The 15,599-nt window shown below is 39.9% G+C and carries 13 protein-coding genes; 7 read left to right on the top strand and 6 right to left on the bottom strand.

What is annotated here, in order from left to right:
- Window positions 1-224: 224 nt before the first annotated feature.
- Window positions 225-971, bottom strand: a complete 747-nt coding sequence (locus EZY12_03505) for a DsbA family protein (GenBank protein QSX68771.1) — start codon at window positions 969-971, stop codon at window positions 225-227.
- A gap of 212 nt (window positions 972-1,183) precedes the next feature.
- Between EZY12_03505 and EZY12_03500 the strand changes: the two genes are divergently transcribed.
- The 4 genes from EZY12_03500 (at window position 1,184) to EZY12_03485 (ending at window position 4,860) form a co-directional block, all read left to right on the top strand.
- Complete coding sequence (locus tag EZY12_03500; GenBank protein ID QSX68770.1) at window positions 1,184-1,504, top strand: multidrug efflux SMR transporter; 321 nt, start codon at window positions 1,184-1,186, stop codon at window positions 1,502-1,504.
- Between the two features lie 86 nt (window positions 1,505-1,590).
- Window positions 1,591-2,361 (top strand): pentapeptide repeat-containing protein, encoded by a 771-nt coding sequence (locus tag EZY12_03495; protein QSX68769.1) that lies wholly within the window; start codon window positions 1,591-1,593, stop codon window positions 2,359-2,361.
- Between the two features lie 52 nt (window positions 2,362-2,413).
- A complete protein-coding gene (gene ilvD, locus EZY12_03490; protein QSX68768.1) occupies window positions 2,414-4,102 on the top strand; it encodes a dihydroxy-acid dehydratase in 1,689 nt (562 codons plus the stop codon).
- 59 nt (window positions 4,103-4,161) lie between these two features.
- Complete coding sequence (locus EZY12_03485) at window positions 4,162-4,860, top strand: hypothetical protein (protein QSX68767.1); 699 nt, start codon at window positions 4,162-4,164, stop codon at window positions 4,858-4,860.
- 56 nt (window positions 4,861-4,916) lie between these two features.
- Here EZY12_03485 and EZY12_03480 read toward each other — a convergent pair whose 3' ends face one another.
- The 5 genes from EZY12_03480 to dnaK form a co-directional block, all read right to left on the bottom strand.
- Entirely contained in the window at window positions 4,917-6,080 is a 1,164-nt protein-coding gene (locus tag EZY12_03480) for an FAD-binding oxidoreductase (protein ID QSX68766.1), read from the bottom strand.
- An 18-nt stretch (window positions 6,081-6,098) separates the two neighbouring features.
- Window positions 6,099-7,463, bottom strand: coding sequence for an AtzE family amidohydrolase (locus EZY12_03475; GenBank protein QSX68765.1), 1,365 nt, complete (start codon window positions 7,461-7,463; stop codon window positions 6,099-6,101).
- Window positions 7,460-7,648, bottom strand: a complete 189-nt coding sequence (locus EZY12_03470) for a DUF4089 domain-containing protein (protein ID QSX70496.1) — start codon at window positions 7,646-7,648, stop codon at window positions 7,460-7,462. The genes EZY12_03475 and EZY12_03470 overlap by 4 nt, the downstream gene beginning before the upstream one ends.
- A gap of 204 nt (window positions 7,649-7,852) precedes the next feature.
- Window positions 7,853-8,848 (bottom strand): J domain-containing protein, encoded by a 996-nt coding sequence (locus EZY12_03465; protein ID QSX68764.1) that lies wholly within the window; start codon window positions 8,846-8,848, stop codon window positions 7,853-7,855.
- A 92-nt stretch (window positions 8,849-8,940) separates the two neighbouring features.
- Window positions 8,941-10,995 (bottom strand): molecular chaperone DnaK, encoded by a 2,055-nt coding sequence (gene dnaK / locus EZY12_03460; GenBank protein ID QSX68763.1) that lies wholly within the window; start codon window positions 10,993-10,995, stop codon window positions 8,941-8,943.
- 329 nt (window positions 10,996-11,324) lie between these two features.
- On the opposite strand from dnaK, the gene EZY12_03455 reads away from it, so the two are divergent.
- From EZY12_03455 to EZY12_03445, 3 genes are all read left to right on the top strand, one after another.
- The gene (locus tag EZY12_03455) at window positions 11,325-12,173 is read left to right on the top strand and encodes a M28 family peptidase (GenBank protein ID QSX70495.1); all 849 of its coding nucleotides are present in this window, start codon (window positions 11,325-11,327) and stop codon (window positions 12,171-12,173) included.
- A 192-nt stretch (window positions 12,174-12,365) separates the two neighbouring features.
- On the top strand, window positions 12,366-12,800 hold the full coding sequence (locus tag EZY12_03450; GenBank protein QSX68762.1) for a DUF29 family protein: 435 nt from the start codon (window positions 12,366-12,368) through the stop codon (window positions 12,798-12,800).
- 1,198 nt (window positions 12,801-13,998) lie between these two features.
- Window positions 13,999-15,543, top strand: coding sequence for a reverse transcriptase N-terminal domain-containing protein (locus EZY12_03445; GenBank protein ID QSX68761.1), 1,545 nt, complete (start codon window positions 13,999-14,001; stop codon window positions 15,541-15,543).
- Window positions 15,544-15,599: the final 56 nt, after the last annotated feature.

The raw sequence follows: 15,599 nt of genomic DNA, 5'->3' as shown, positions 1-15,599 counted from the left end.
ACTACTCCTTACACTTATTGCAATTAGAACATTTAATCAGTCCGTGCCACCTCTAGCTAAAGATGCAGATTTGTTGGCAATAATCATCCAATTGGTATAAAGCATTGCCTAGCCATCAAATATTATTAGACATCTCCAGGAATAAATGTAGAGCCGAGAATCCCTACTCATGGAACGTTTCTACAAGGGTTTTAGGTCACGTATATTTAATTTATACCAGATGTCTATTGTTTACCTTGCAATATTGCTTCCACTTCTGTTAGCTTCACAGGGCCAGCAAAATTCTGACTGGTCATAATAAAAGAAGGTGTGCCACCCAGTCCTAACTTTTGTGCTAATAATAGATCTTTTTGGATAGGATTATTAGCTAATTTGCGGTCACTATTAAATTTTGTGAGATTTAAATTGAGCTTTTTAGCTGTATCTAAATATAAAGTCTCACCCAATTGTTTTTGATTGGTAAATAAAGCATCATGATATTCCCAAAACTTACCTTGCTGATATGCTGCCCAAGCTGCCGTTGCTGCGGGTAATGCTTGGTCATGAATTTGATAAAGGGGAAAATGTTTATAAACCAAGGTGAATTTATTCGGATATTTTGCCAATAAATCTTTTATTGTTTTTTGTGATTCGGCACAATAAGGACATTCAAAATCCGAGAATTCTATCAATACAGTTTTTGATTTGGTTGCACCAGTTGTAGGAGAATCACCAATTACAGCTTGAGGATTTGCTTGAAAATCATTGATAAATCCTTGTCGTGATTGTTGTAATTTTTGTTGCTGTTTCTGCTGGTATGCTTCCACAGCTTCAATAATGATTTCTGGATTTTTGCGGATAATTTCTAAAACTTGTTGTTCTAGTTGGGGATTAAGTTTAGTATCAGCTTGGACAGGAAGTGACCAGCCTAATATCAGGCAGGCAAAACTGATAATTGCTAAATTTCGGAAATGAGTCAAAATTTTGAACATTTGTCAAAGTTATATCACTAGCAATGTGATTTTATCAAGTAGCGGAGAAAACAGCAATTTTTTAAAATTTCTGAAATAATCACTTTAGTTAATAGATATTTTTGCCATTAAAGTTTACATATTGATACTTTGTATCCCAAAAAATTCAGAATTTAATTCTGGACAAAATTCCTCAGTAAATATCCCAATCAAATAGGAGTGCTATAACAGCTATGTTAATTAGTTGGCTTTATCTGATAGCAGCAATTGTTTTTGAGGTTTCTGGGACAACTTGTATGAAACTGTCAGAAGAATTCACCAAGATTATCCCCTCAATTTTCATTTTTATATTTTACGGACTTTGCTTAACATTTTTAACTCTTTCCCTCAGAACAATTCCCGTGAGTATAGTTTATTCTATTTGGGCAGGTTTGGGTACTCTTATAATTGCTGCTATTAGTGTGATTTGGTTTCATGAGTCTTTGACGCTCGTAAAAATTATTTCTATGTGTTTTATAATTATCGGTATTATTGGTTTAAACTTGGCTGAGTGAAGGACAGGGGAAATAATCTTTACTAATGACTAATGACAACTGACTAACAACTAAACCAGAAACTTGAGTTAATAAAAAAATAAATTATGAACAGTAAAATTCTGGCGACATCTGTATTTTTACTCACAGTTGGCTTATCAAGTACAGTCCAAGCTGCAAATTACGAAGATATTAGACAGTTATTAGCAACGAAACAATGTCAAAAATGTGTTCTTACTAATGCTGGATTAGTAATGTCTGACTTATCTGGGGCAAATTTAAGCGGTGCTAACCTTGTTGGTGCAAATTTGAGTCGGGCAAATTTGGCTGGTGCGGATTTGCGGGGGGCAAATTTAAGTGGTGCAAGTTTATTTGGTGTAAATTTAAGTGAAGCTAAACTCAGTGGTGCAAATTTAAGCGGTGCTGATTTAAGAAATACCTTTTTAATGAATGCTGAATTGAAAGGTGCTAACATTACCGGCACAAATTTTCAAGGTGCGGTGGGTATACCTTCGCAAATTGCTAAATCAGAGGATTTTTATGCCTGGGGTGTAGCAGCCGCAGAAAAGGGGAATCTTAAACCAGCTATTGATTATTTTAGCCAAGCGATCGCACTTAAACCAGACTATGCAGGAGCATATTTAGCCCGTGGTGTCGCTAATTATCAAAGTTTAGATCGAAAAAACGCCTTAGAAGATGGCCAGAAGGCAATAGAACTATTTGAAAAAGAAAAAAATGCGGAAGGACTGACAACAGCAAAAGCTTTTATTACAGAATTAAAAACATCTTACACAGAAACATTGAATGCGGGCAAACCCAGCGTTTTTGATTTCGTCAATAGTATAGGTTCAGTCTTATTACAGTTTTTGCCTTTCTAATAGGTGACTAACTACTGAATAATAATGAATGGTATAGAAGGAAAAAAAATAAATGTCGGACAATCTTAAGAGTAAAGTTATCACACAAGGGGTGCAGCGATCGCCTAATCGCGCCATGTTGCGGGCTGTAGGCTTTCAAGATGGAGATTTTGATAAAGCTATAGTCGGTATTGCCAATGCTTACAGCACCATTACCCCCTGCAACATGGGGATTAATGAACTAGCACAAAGGGCAGAAACCGCTGTGAAAACTGCTGGTGCAATGCCCCAAACTTTCGGGACAATCACCATAAGTGACGGAATTTCCATGGGAACAGAAGGGATGAAATATTCCCTAGTCTCACGGGAAGTTATTGCTGATTCCATTGAAACTGTCTGTACAGGGCAAAGTTTGGACGGTGTATTGGCCATTGGTGGTTGTGATAAAAATATGCCAGGGGCAATGTTAGCCATGGCGCGGATGAATATCCCTGCTATCTTTGTTTACGGTGGTACAATCAAACCCGGACACTATAAAGGTGAGGATTTGACCGTAGTTAGTTCCTTTGAAGCCGTTGGCCAATACAGTGCCGGCAAAATTGACGAAGCCGAACTTTTAGCAGTTGAACGTCTTGCTTGTCCTGGTGCAGGTTCTTGTGGAGGAATGTTCACCGCTAATACAATGTCTTCAGCATTTGAAGCCATGGGCATGAGTTTACCCTACTCCTCCACCATGGCCGCAGAAGACGGAGAAAAAGCCGACAGCACAGAAAAATCAGCCGTTGTTCTCGTCGAAGCCATTCGCAAGCAGATATTACCTCGACAAATCATCACCCGCAAATCCATAGAAAACGCCATTTCCGTAATTATGGCGGTAGGTGGTTCTACCAATGCAGTATTACATTTTCTCGCCATTGCCCGTGCAGCAGGTGTAGAACTAACCTTAGACGACTTTGAAACCATTCGCGGTCGTGTTCCCGTATTGTGTGATTTGAAACCCAGTGGTAAATATGTGGCCACAGACTTACACAAAGCTGGAGGCATTCCCCAAGTCATGAAAATGCTATTAGCACATGACTTAATTCATGGTGATTGTCTCACCATTTCCGGTCAAACCGTCGCCGAAGTCTTGGCAGATATCCCCGCAGAACCACGGGCAGACCAAGACGTAATTCGTCCGTGGAATAACCCCATGTATGCCCAAGGACACCTAGCCATTCTCAAAGGCAACCTGGCTATAGAAGGGGCAGTAGCCAAAATTACCGGAGTTAAAAAGCCCGTCATTACTGGACCTGCTAGGGTATTTGAATCTGAAGAATCCTGTTTAGAGGCAATTCTCGCCAAAAAAATCATTGCCGGTGATGTTATTATCATCCGCAACGAAGGACCCAAAGGCGGACCAGGTATGCGGGAAATGCTGGCCCCCACCTCAGCAATTATCGGTGCTGGTTTAGGTGACTCCGTAGGACTAATTACCGACGGACGCTTTTCCGGTGGTACTTATGGTATGGTAGTCGGTCACGTAGCCCCAGAAGCAGCCGTAGGTGGTAACATCGCTTTGATAGAAGAAGGTGATAGCATTACAATTGATGCTAATGCTCGTTTGTTACAAGTTAACGTATCTGATGCAGAATTAGCCCGTCGTCGTGCCAATTGGCAACCACTTCCACCGCGATATACTAAGGGTGTACTAGCAAAATTTGCTAAACTTGTATCATCTAGTAGTGTTGGTGCGGTCACTGATTTAAACCTATTCGCTTAATTAGTTCACAATTAGATCCCCGACTTCTTAAAGAAGTTGGGGATCTGAATTAAATGCTTATGCAGCTAAATTTCCACTTATCAGACACATTTATTCAACGTTGGCAAATCGTGAAAGATGGTATTAATGAAAATCTAAATACTTTCACCGAATCTGTACAACAAACAGCCACACAAACAACAGATTATACTAAAGATTATTTAGAAAATAATTGGCACGTTGTTGAGAAAATCAGTAATAATACATCAGGGGCAATCCAAAAAACTATCAATAATTCTGTTCATGATTTTTTAGCACAATATCCCTGGGTTTTCAAAGTGTTAGAAACAATCACATGGGGAATAAATCATCCTTTGAGGGGTGTGATAATTTTATTATTTACAATTGCCATAATTTGGAGTATTATTAAGGCAATTGTTAAATTAATAGAAACTGCTAGTTGGTCAATTTTTAAAATCCCCTTTATTTTACTACAAAAATTATTAAAATCTCTGTGGATAACATTTACTAAAGTTGGTATTTTCGGAATTGGGAAAATTCCCAATCAATTACATGATCATAAACAGCAACGATTAGCAGAAATTTCTCATCGTTTAGAAGTTATTCATAATGAACAGAAAGAACTGTTGCAAGAAGCTGCTAAATTAATGAAATCAAATTTAGAAAAATACGGATTGAATGAACCACGTTCGCGGAGCGTCCCGGAGGGATATAGAAGCGAAGGACACGAAGGAAGAAAAGAAGAAGAAGATAAGTAATCTTTATCTGCGTTTATCTGCGTCTGATTTTTAAACCCCTATATACTGGAAAAACACTAACGTTGAGGAGACATTTGTTTAATTATTTCATCTTCTTGACCAGATACAAACTTGGCAAAACGGACTGCTAAAGGTGGAAGAAAAATAAAAGGACTGCTAAAACCAGAAAATATATGCAATCCTGAAAATTCGCCAATAGCACCAATTAAGGATAATTTATCATGGGTAAAAGCAGCTATACAATGATGCCATTTTCCTGGTATATTGCCTAAAGTTGGTAATATTTGCGTGATACTTTCTCTTAACCATTTTTCACTCGCTGCTGAGTCAATTTCCGCTTGCGGATTTGTTAAAACTCGGCTAATTTGACCTATGCGTAAACTACCGTCTAAAAATTGCACCACACCTGCATCTAAAATAGGTGGTACTATTTCATAATCTTGGTTATTCCATAATTCATCAATTTGAGTAGATTCTGCTTCTAGTTCATTTCTTTTCCCGTTTACTACTGATACTAAGCTATTTAATTTAATCTCAAGAGGTGGGGTTTCAATTATTTCTGTATGAGAAAAATATATCTTAACAGCAATATCCATTGATTTAAGTAATTTACGAGTAATTCCTCCTGTACAAATCACAACATTATCGCTATTAAAAGTAGTGGTATTTGTTTTCACTCCTGTACATTTTTGAGAGGGTGTAGTTACTAATTCTAAAAATTCTTCAAATTGGATTTCTCCTCCTAAATTTACCATTGCTTGAATATATGCTTGGGTAGTTTTTTCTGGGTGAACATGACCATGTTTAACAGTTAATGCCCCAGAAATTACTTCGGGATTTAATAAGGGTTCTAATTCACAAGCTTCTTGAATACTAATTAAACGCGGAGGAATGACTACTTCTTGATAAGATTTAGCTATGATTTCTGGATCAATATTTATAGGAATAGGTAGTAATAAATCTAATTCCCGAAATTGAGTATCTGCTGTTAATTCTTGTGAAAGGATACGGTGACGGGTAATACCTTCTTCAGATAATTGTTTTGTCATTGGTGTTGTTGCTGACCAAAAACTAATTCCTCCATAACTATAACGGGTAGCATTTTGTGGTGTTTGGTATTGTTCTAATAACAACACAGAAAACCCGATTTTTGTCAGTTCATAAGCAAGTGCAGCACCAGTAATTCCCGCACCAATAACAATCCAGTCATAAGTTTTCATGATTTTGATATTTAGGATTTATACAGAAATTATATCTTGTTTTTCTAAAGTCGCTGCAACCTGTAAAATCAAAGCTTCATTATAGGGTGCTGCTATCAATTGTACTCCTAAAGGTAGAGAATTTTCTTGCTTAATTGGAATTGATAAAACAGGTAAACCAATAAGAGATAATGGTTGTGTGAATAAACCCAAATGAGGACGAACTAGAATTTCTTGATCATTTAATATCATTGTTTTTTGACCAATTAATGGGGCTGCAATTGGTGTAGTTGGGGCAATAATTATATCTACATTTTGAAATACTTCTCTAACTTGATTTCGATACCAGCATCTAAATCGTTGTGCTTGTAAATACCAATTACTAGGAATTAAAGCACCTGCTAAAAATCTATCTCGCGTCGCAAAGTCAAAGTCTTGAGGACGGTTTTTTAATTTATCTAAATGTAAATTTGCCCCTTCACAAGCTGTAATTATAAAAGCCGCAGCTCTGGCAATTTTTGCTTCTGGTATTGTAATATATTCACTAACATTCAAAGCTTTAGCGACCTGCTGAACTGCTGCTAAAGGTGCTGGTTCGGCATTTTGGGTAAAATAATCATCAGCGATCGCAATTTTAAGATTAGATATATCATTATTTAATTGTGGTAAACATTTAACAATTTGACGTTTTGTACAAATCGGATCTTTTTCATCTTCACCTTGCAGAACATCAAAAATTGTCGCTATATCTCGCACTGAATTAGTAAAAGTGCCAATATGATCTAAACTACTAGAAAATAATTTTACTCCAGCACGAGACAACCTGCCATAAGTAGGTTTAAAACCAAAAACACCACACAAAGCCGCAGGAACACGAATAGAACCGTTAGTATCGGAACCCAAAGTAAAAGGAACTAACCCAGCAGCAACCGCAGCAGCAGAACCACCGGAAGAACCTCCTGCAACCCGTTTTAAATCATGGGGGTTATGAGTTGCACCATAATGGGCATTTTCTGTGACAAATCCATAAGCATATTCATCCATATTTAACGCACCCACTAACACCGCACCGGCTTGTTTTAATCTCCTAATTGCGGTTGCGTCTTGGATAGCTGGAGAATTTTCGGCGTTGATTTTTGCCCCTGCTAATGTTGTTAAACTAGCAATATCAAATAAGTTTTTAACTGCAAAAGGTACTCCAGTTAAAACACCAGGATTTTTACCTTCAATAATTTCTCTATCAATATTTTCTGCATCTTGTAAAGCTGTTTCTGTGGTAATTTTTGTAAAACAATTTAATTCATCATTTCTAGCAACAATTCTAGTTAATGCAGCCTGGGTAATTTCCTTTGCACTCACCTTACCTGATAACACATTTTCGGCGATAGATACAGCATCTTTCATGGTTCAAAAATCGGTGCAATTTCAATTGATTCTGGTAAAGGAAAGTTATTGACAATTTCGGCTATGTCTTTGATTTTCTCAAAGTTGGTAATTACTCCATCTTTATATTTTTCATTTATTGATAAATTTAATAAAAGCGACATTTGCTGAATATATTCTTGGGTATTGAAATTTTGATTTTCCATCTTCGTAGGCTGGGCAATGCCCACCGTTAATATATTAGTATCTCAACTATTTAGCCCCCTAAACCCCCCAATTCTGGGGGTTAGGGGGCGATTCGGTCAGGGCTTGGCTAGAATCCCATCCTACAAGATAGGATAATTTATTTTGTGAAGTTCTCTAAATTGAAAATATTAATTACCACATTAAATTTGCCTATTATTTGATTTTTAACCCAACAAATCAGCCCGAGGTTTAAAGGTTTCTATTTCTCGCAATTTTTCATAAAGTTGTCTTTCTTCATCTGTCAGAGTTTTCGGTGTAACTATCTGAACTTCTACTAATTGATCACCACGTTGACCGTTTTCGCCGGGGTAGCCTTTATTACCAAGACGAAATCTTTGCCCAGACCTAACACCAGGGGGAATGGTCATTTTCACTGGACCATCAAGGGTAGGTGCTTCGACTTGTCCCCCTAAAACTGCTTCACTGGGAGTCACAGGGACTTGACATAAGATATTAGCACCTTCTAACTTAAACAAAGGATGAGGATCAACGGTAATTTTCAAGTATAAATCACCACCACTAATTCCTTGATTTCGTAAGCGGATAGTTTGCCCTGTCACCATAGCAGGGGGCATAGTCACTTCGAGAGATCGCCCATCTTCTAAACGTATTCTTTCATTACCGCCTTGATAAGCTTTTTCTAGTGGTAAAGTTAATCTGGCTTCGATATCCCTGCGAGTGCTACGGGGTGGAGTATTGACCGTATATGCAACTTTAGTTCTGGGAGTGCGGAATGGGTCGCTAGTGCTGGTGTTTCCCGGACTATTTTTGGGTTCTTTGCGGTTGCTGACACCAATTACTTGATTGACAAAACTTTCAAAATCGTTAAATTGGCTGGGGTCTACTTCTTGACTAGAACGAGGGTTAGCACGGCTATCCCAACCTTTTGGCTTGGGAGTTTGTTTATTACCTGCAAAGCCGTTTTGTTGCCAATAGCGGCTAAATTGATCATATTGCGATCGCCTGCTAGAATCGGAAAGGATTTCATAAGCCTCACCAATGGTTTTAAATTTTTCCTCTGCTTCCTTATTCCCAGGATTAAGATCAGGGTGATATTGCCTAGCTAAACGCCGATAAACCTTTTTAATTTCTTCGCTCGTGGCATCTTTAGAAACCCCTAAAATCTCGTAATAATCCCGAAAATTTTGCAAATTTTGCATATATTTAAATGTCAGTGGTCAGTGGTCAGTGGTCAGTGGTCAGTGGTGTTTCTACTTGTGACTGACCCTGCAATTAAAAATCCAAAATCGAATTACAACCAATCATCGTCATCATCCCAGTTATCCTGGTAGCTAGGGCGTTTGCTACGAGTGGGACGACTTTCATAATTGGGAGAACGACTTTCCCTGCCATAATCTCTACTAGAACCCCGGTTAGATGAATCTCGCTCTCGATAGTTATTTCTGTAAACATCCCGTTCTGGTTCTTTTTCTTTTTCACCCACAAAGATCTCACGGATAGCACCAAATAAATCTTCATCTTCATCCTCAGCATAATACTGACGGACTTCTCTATTCAGTTCATACAGAGCATCTTGCAAATCAGCATAAGCCTGATCAATACCGCGATCTTCGTCAGCTTGTAAACTTTCCCGTAAGTTCCGGCAAATATTATCAATGCGTTGACGACGGTTACGGGCAAATTGCATCCCCATTTCTAATGCTACTTCTCGCAATTGTCGTTCTGCTTGTAATATCAACGCTTCCGCCCGGGTACGTTTTTCAACTCGTTCTTTCCGTTCTCTATCAACATTGGCGTATTTCTGAGCATCCTGAATCATGCGGTTAACTTCTGACTCACTCAAAGTCGAAGCGCCTTGAATAGTGATACTTTGTTCTCTGCCAGTTGTCCGATCTAGGGCTGTTACTTGTAGAATCCCATTAGCATCAATATCAAAAGATACTTGCACTTGAGGAATACCCCTTGGTGCGGGAGGAATGCCATATAGTTTAAACCGTCCCAAGGACTTATTATCTGTGGCCATGTCCCTTTCACCCTGAACCACATTAATTTCTACGCTGTTTTGGTTATTTTCAGAAGTAGAAAAGATGTCAGAACGACGAACAGGAATAGTTGTATTGCGGGGGATGAGTTTTTTCATCACACCACCGATGGTTTCTAAGCCCATAGATAGGGGTGTGACATCTAACAGGAGAATATCTTTAAGTTCACCGGCGAGAATGCTGCCCTGAATAGCTGCACCGACAGCGACGACTTCATCAGGATTAACGTTTTCGCTGGGTTCAATGCCAATTAAGTCTTGAACTAGCTGTTTCACCATGGGCATTCTGGTAGAACCACCAACTAATACGACTTCTTCAATATCTACAGGAGAAAGTCCGGCATCTTTTAAAGCTCGTTTAACTGGTGTTCTAATTCTACCCAGTAAGTCTACACATAAACCTTCAAATTGCGATCGCGTCAGGCGAGTTTCTAGGTGTTTGGGACCATCTTCGGTGGCAGTGATGAAGGGTAAATTAATATCAGTAACGCTGACGGCAGAAAGTTCTATTTTAGCTTTTTCTGCGGCTTCCATTAACCGTTGCAAAGCTTGGCGATCGCGTCTTAAGTCTACACCTTCTGCTTCTAAAAACTGTTCTGCCAACCAATCAACTACTTTTCTGTCAAAGTCATTACCACCGAGTTGGGTATCTCCACTAGTAGATTTAACCTCAAATACGCCGTCCCCTACTTCCAGAATAGACACATCAAAAGTCCCACCACCCAAGTCAAAGACCAGGATAGTTTCCATATCACCTCGATCTAATCCGTAAGCTAAAGATGCGGCTGTGGGTTCATTGAGAATCCGTAACACATCTAACCCGGCAATTCTGCCCGCGTCACGGGTAGCTTGGCGTTGGGAATCATTAAAATAGGCCGGAACAGTAATTACAGCCCCGGTAACAGGTTCACCTAAATAACGACTAGCATCATCAGCTAATTTCTTCAACACCATTGCCGAAATTTCCTCTGGGGAAAATTCCTTATTCAGCCGAGGACAAGCAACTTTAATATTGCCAATTTCATCTTTACGGATAGTGTAAGGTACGCGCTTAGAATCCGAGTTTAATTCGCCATACTTGCGCCCAATAAAGCGTTTTACCGCAAAAAAGGTATTTTGGGGATTTAATACGGTTTGCCGTCGGGCCATTTGCCCAACTACCCTTTCACCTTCTTTACTAAAACCAACCACGGAGGGGGTTGTTCGCATTCCTTCTGCATTGGCAATCACCACCGGCTTGCCACCCTCCATGACGGCGACTACTGAGTTGGTTGTACCCAAGTCGATGCCAACTACCTTGCCCATGCGTTACTCGTCTCCTGTTGCGTGTTTTATAAATTTATTATGGTAGAATAAGACTGCTTTTAGCTTGGTGCTAAATCAGGTCAACAATCTAATAATATAATAGTCATCATTAAATCAAGAATTATAGGCATTTTAGCAACGGTAGTGCTACTTGCTAAACTAGAATAGCATTTTAGGTCATTGGTCACTTGCTAGTGAAAAAGGTAAATAATAATCTTTATTATTGCCTACTCTCTTCCCACTAGAAGAATATAGATTAATTGAACCACGAAGGCGCGAAGGACACGAAGGAAGAAGGAAGAAGGAAGGGAGTATTACCTTTATTCATGTTGAACTTAAAACAACGGTTACAAAACCATCTTCAGGAAGTAGCGAAAGAACGCAATCCCTATATGGATAGTGCGGCACACTTCTTTGTTCAAGAATACATTCGCCAGCAATTGGGACAATGGGGAAGTGTGGAAATCCACACCTTTGAAGTCAGAGGTAAAAGTTGTAAGAACCTGATTTTAAATTTACCTGGTTCAGTTGAAAACAAAAAGGCAGATTTATCACCTGTTTTAATTGGCGCTCATTATGATGGTGTGGTGGGGACAGTCGCAGCGGATGATAATGCGACTGGTGTGGCGGTTTTATTGGAATTTGCCCGCAGTTTTGCCGAAAAACCCGCAAAATATCCTTTGCGGCTGGTGGCTTTTGATATGGAGGAATATGGATTGCTGGGTAGTGCTGATTATGCAGCTTTGTTGCGCGAACAAAAGCAACCTCTTCGTTTGATGATCTCTTTGGAAATGTTGGGATATCGAGATTCTACTCCTGGTTCTCAAAAATATCCGTTTCCTCTCCAATTCTTTTACCCAAATCGTGGTGATTTTATTGCTTTGGTTGGCAATTGGCGGACTTTGGGTGATTTAATGAGTTTAAGTAGCAGTATTCAGAAAGTTGGTATTAATAGTCAATGGCTACCTGCACCAAATCGCGGTTTATTAGTTCCCCAAACTCGCTTGAGTGATCATGCACCTTTTTGGGATGAAGGTTATCCAGCAATTATGGTGACAGATACGGCATTTATGCGAAACCCTCATTATCACAAACCCAGTGATACTATTGCGACTTTGGATTTAGATTTTTTGACGGGTGTATGTGAGGGTTTGGAAATGGGTATTAGGGGGTTTTAAATTAATATTATTGTCAGAATCAGGATGTCCAGGATTTAAGGATTAACAGGATTAAAACTTCTTTGGTTCGGCAATTCGGACGTTTCTGCTGTAAATAAGCGATTCCTAGGTCGTGCTTCGCGATCGGCTCTTAATGGATATATTAACTAATACTATAATTATTATATATCCCATTCTCACATCACTAAAGATATGGAAGAACTTTTGACATTAAGGGAATTACTACTTAAAGGTGATATGACTGGAGCTTTAGCAATTGTTGACGAATTAGAAGAAATGAGCAGAGATGATAAAATCAACAACATTCGTAGCTATGCAGTAATTCTGCTCATACATCTAATCAAACAAAAGACAGAAAATCGCACTACGAAATCGTGGGAGCTATCAATTCGCAACTCTATCCGCGGTATCCAAACCAAAAACCAGCGCCGTAAAGCTGGCGGAACATACCTCAATACCGAGGAATTAAGCCTAGCAATTTCCGAAGCTTATACAGAAGCAGTTGATCGCGCCTCCTCAAAGGTTGAGGAAGGACGCTATGAACCCCATGAGTTAGCCAAACTAGTCAACCGTCAAGAGATATGCGATAGAGCCATGATCTTAATCTCTACCAATCTAGAACTTTAAACTAGGCGTTAAGGATTCCAATAGGAGCAATAGATATGATCAGCAAACACAGATACTATCAGGGAAAAGAGTTTCTGGTTTAAAATCACAGCGATGGCTAGGTCGCGCTTCGCTATTGCTGTTCAGCAAATCTGTTCTCATAACAATAGTGTTGCCAAAATAAGAGCCTTGATAATTTTTGGCAAAAACGGCAAAAATAAGCATACATAAGCGTTTCGAGAAAAAGGTAATTTAGAATCTAAAACCCTTATCTACCCCGTCAATACATTTAAAAAATCCTTGTCGGAAACCTTTAAGGAATTTTTAAGGCTGATTGTTTTTGCCAAGCAAGAGTGAAAAACGGGAGTTCATGGTTAAAGCATTATCATCTCACCCTCGTAATTTGGCAATAGTGTTGATATAAGGTATGGTAGTGAGCAAACTAACAAGAAGCGGTGGTCAATAACCCCACCTTGAAGAAGGATGGGGCTTGTAATTAACAAAAATTACGTGTTTGACTAGCCCATTTGAGACTAATCCTGACACGCACTTCCAAATACTTCCCCAGTTTGGATTATCTGCAAGACTATTTGTTTAGTCGTTGGGTTGAGCCAAGACATTTTGGATTAGTTGGGCGAGGGGACTTAAACTTTTACTCCAAGGATTAGTGCGATTCGTTGTTAGCTGAATCACGGTATCCAGCCCGTACATAAGCTAACCAACCCAATCTAGCAATAGAAGAAGGTTGAACTCTCGGTCTGATATGGGTGCAAGTCCCATCTGCCAGACTCAGGTATGACTCCCTATCTGCCTACGATGACCCGACTCGGCTTCGGGAGGTCGAAGCTAGGAACAGGACGCAATCAGACATCCGTTGTGGGGTGACACTGGCGTTAATGGGGAGTTCCCACGGTGAAACAGAGCCTGGAAAAGCAACTTATCGAGAGGCGGGACACAATACAAAAAACCCGACCTCATTGGAGTTAATTCCCGCCGCATCTTAGTCCCATAGCGGTACGAGTCCAGGGATTCCAGTGGTTGAAATGGCTACACCTAACGGAACTAATAATCAACCGAGGGAACGAATAAAAACGGATTGAGGGTCTAAGGGCGGTCGAACCCTACAAGTAGGCTGGACGAGCAGCGGAATTCCCTCAATCCGGGTAGGACAGACCGTAATTGGTCTGAGGTGTTCAGAATACACAAACTGGAGCAGAGCATGATTGGACACAGAGACAACTCTAGTGAATCTTGGAAGACCTTACCCTGGAAGAAATTCCGCCGTAACTTATTCCGCCTACAAAAACGAGTGTACAAAGCGGTTCAAGTTGGAGACAAGCGCAAAGCTAAGTCCCTACAAAAGCTGATTCTGAAATCAACCGCAGCGAGATTAATGGCTATCCGTCAAGTAACACAGCTAAACGCTGGTAAAAAGACCGCAGGAATTGATGGCAAAAAGTCCCTTACCTTTAAGGAACGCTTTGAGCTTAATGAACTGCTAAAAGCATCCGTTAGCAACTGGAAACACCAGGAACTAAGAGAAATACCCATCCCCAAAAAGGACGGTACGATGAGGATGCTGAAAATCCCTACTATTGCAGACAGAGCTTACCAATGCCTTGTCAAATACGCATTAGAACCAGCGCACGAGGCAACCTTCCATGCTAGGAGCTACGGGTTTAGGACGGGACGTTCAGCGCATGACGCACAGAAAATCCTGTTCATAAACCTATGCTCTGCGCGAAATGGAATAGATAAAAGGGTTATAGAACTCGATATCGAAAAATGCTTTGATAGGATAAACCACACCGCCATCATGGATAGACTCATAGCTCCCAAGAGCATAAGACAAGGTATTTTCCGATGTCTCAAAGCCGGAGTCAACCCAGAATTTCCTGAACAGGGAACGCCTCAAGGCGGAGTGGTAAGTCCACTACTAGCTAACATCGCTTTAAACGGCATTGAAAGCATCCACAGATATAAAGATGCCGGAAGTAAAGTAATAGAACCAACAATCCGATACGCGGATGACATGGTGATAATACTCAGACCTCAAGACGATGCCACAGAAATACTTGACAAAATCAGTCAGTTTTTAGCAGAGCGGGGAATGAAAGTCAGCGAGAAAAAGACAAAGCTAACCGCCGCGACAGATGGGTTTGATTTCCTCGGCTGGAACTTTTTAGTCCAGAAAAACGGGAAGTTTAGATGCGCTCCATCAGTGGACAATTTTAAATCTTTTCGCAAGAAAGTAAAATACATCGTCAACAACTCGAATTATGGTGCTACCACAAAGGCTGAGAAATTAGCCCCTGTAGTTAGAGGCTGGAGGAATTACCACCGCTTCTGCAAGATGGACGGGTCAAGAAACTCGTTATTTCACATCCAAAACAGAGCATTTAGGGTATTCAACAAGGAAACTAAACAGAATCGCTATACCAGTAAGCAATTACTAGATAAGGCGTTTCCAGCAGTCCCTTACTCCGAAAACAAACACATCAATGTCAAAGGTGAGAAATCACCTTATGACGGAGATTTAAGTTATTGGAGCGAACGTAACAGCAAGCTCTATAACAACAATACCTCTAAAGCCCTCAAACGGCAAAGCCATAAATGTGGTCATTGTGGTCTTAAAATGCTCAATGATGAGAAGGTACACTTACATCATGTTGATGCCAATCATAACAATTGGAAACCAAACAACCTTCTAGCAATTCATGAAAGCTGCCACGATTATATTCACATGAGCAAAAACGAAAGCTAAGAACATCGGAAGCTGGGTGCAGTGAAAGCTGCACGCCCAGATTTAACAGAGAGGGG

It is taken from the genome of Dolichospermum sp. DET69, assembly GCA_017355425.1.
In the GTDB taxonomy this organism is placed as follows: domain Bacteria; phylum Cyanobacteriota; class Cyanobacteriia; order Cyanobacteriales; family Nostocaceae; genus Dolichospermum.
The sequence above is the reverse complement of the archived record's forward strand: the minus strand, read 5'-3'. Positions and strand labels throughout refer to the sequence as shown.

Coding starts and splice junctions, on each gene's coding strand:
- EZY12_03450 (QSX68762.1), top strand. CDS start 12,366: ATGGAAGAACTTTTGACATTAAGGGAATTACTACTTAAAGGTGATATG.
- EZY12_03495 (QSX68769.1), top strand. CDS start 1,591: ATGAACAGTAAAATTCTGGCGACATCTGTATTTTTACTCACAGTTGGC.
- EZY12_03480 (QSX68766.1), bottom strand. CDS start 6,080: ATGAAAACTTATGACTGGATTGTTATTGGTGCGGGAATTACTGGTGCT.
- ilvD (QSX68768.1), top strand. CDS start 2,414: ATGTCGGACAATCTTAAGAGTAAAGTTATCACACAAGGGGTGCAGCGA.
- dnaK (QSX68763.1), bottom strand. CDS start 10,995: ATGGGCAAGGTAGTTGGCATCGACTTGGGTACAACCAACTCAGTAGTC.
- EZY12_03485 (QSX68767.1), top strand. CDS start 4,162: ATGCAGCTAAATTTCCACTTATCAGACACATTTATTCAACGTTGGCAA.
- EZY12_03505 (QSX68771.1), bottom strand. CDS start 971: ATGTTCAAAATTTTGACTCATTTCCGAAATTTAGCAATTATCAGTTTT.
- EZY12_03500 (QSX68770.1), top strand. CDS start 1,184: ATGTTAATTAGTTGGCTTTATCTGATAGCAGCAATTGTTTTTGAGGTT.
- EZY12_03445 (QSX68761.1), top strand. CDS start 13,999: ATGATTGGACACAGAGACAACTCTAGTGAATCTTGGAAGACCTTACCC.
- EZY12_03465 (QSX68764.1), bottom strand. CDS start 8,848: ATGCAAAATTTGCAAAATTTTCGGGATTATTACGAGATTTTAGGGGTT.
- EZY12_03470 (QSX70496.1), bottom strand. CDS start 7,648: ATGGAAAATCAAAATTTCAATACCCAAGAATATATTCAGCAAATGTCG.
- EZY12_03475 (QSX68765.1), bottom strand. CDS start 7,463: ATGAAAGATGCTGTATCTATCGCCGAAAATGTGTTATCAGGTAAGGTG.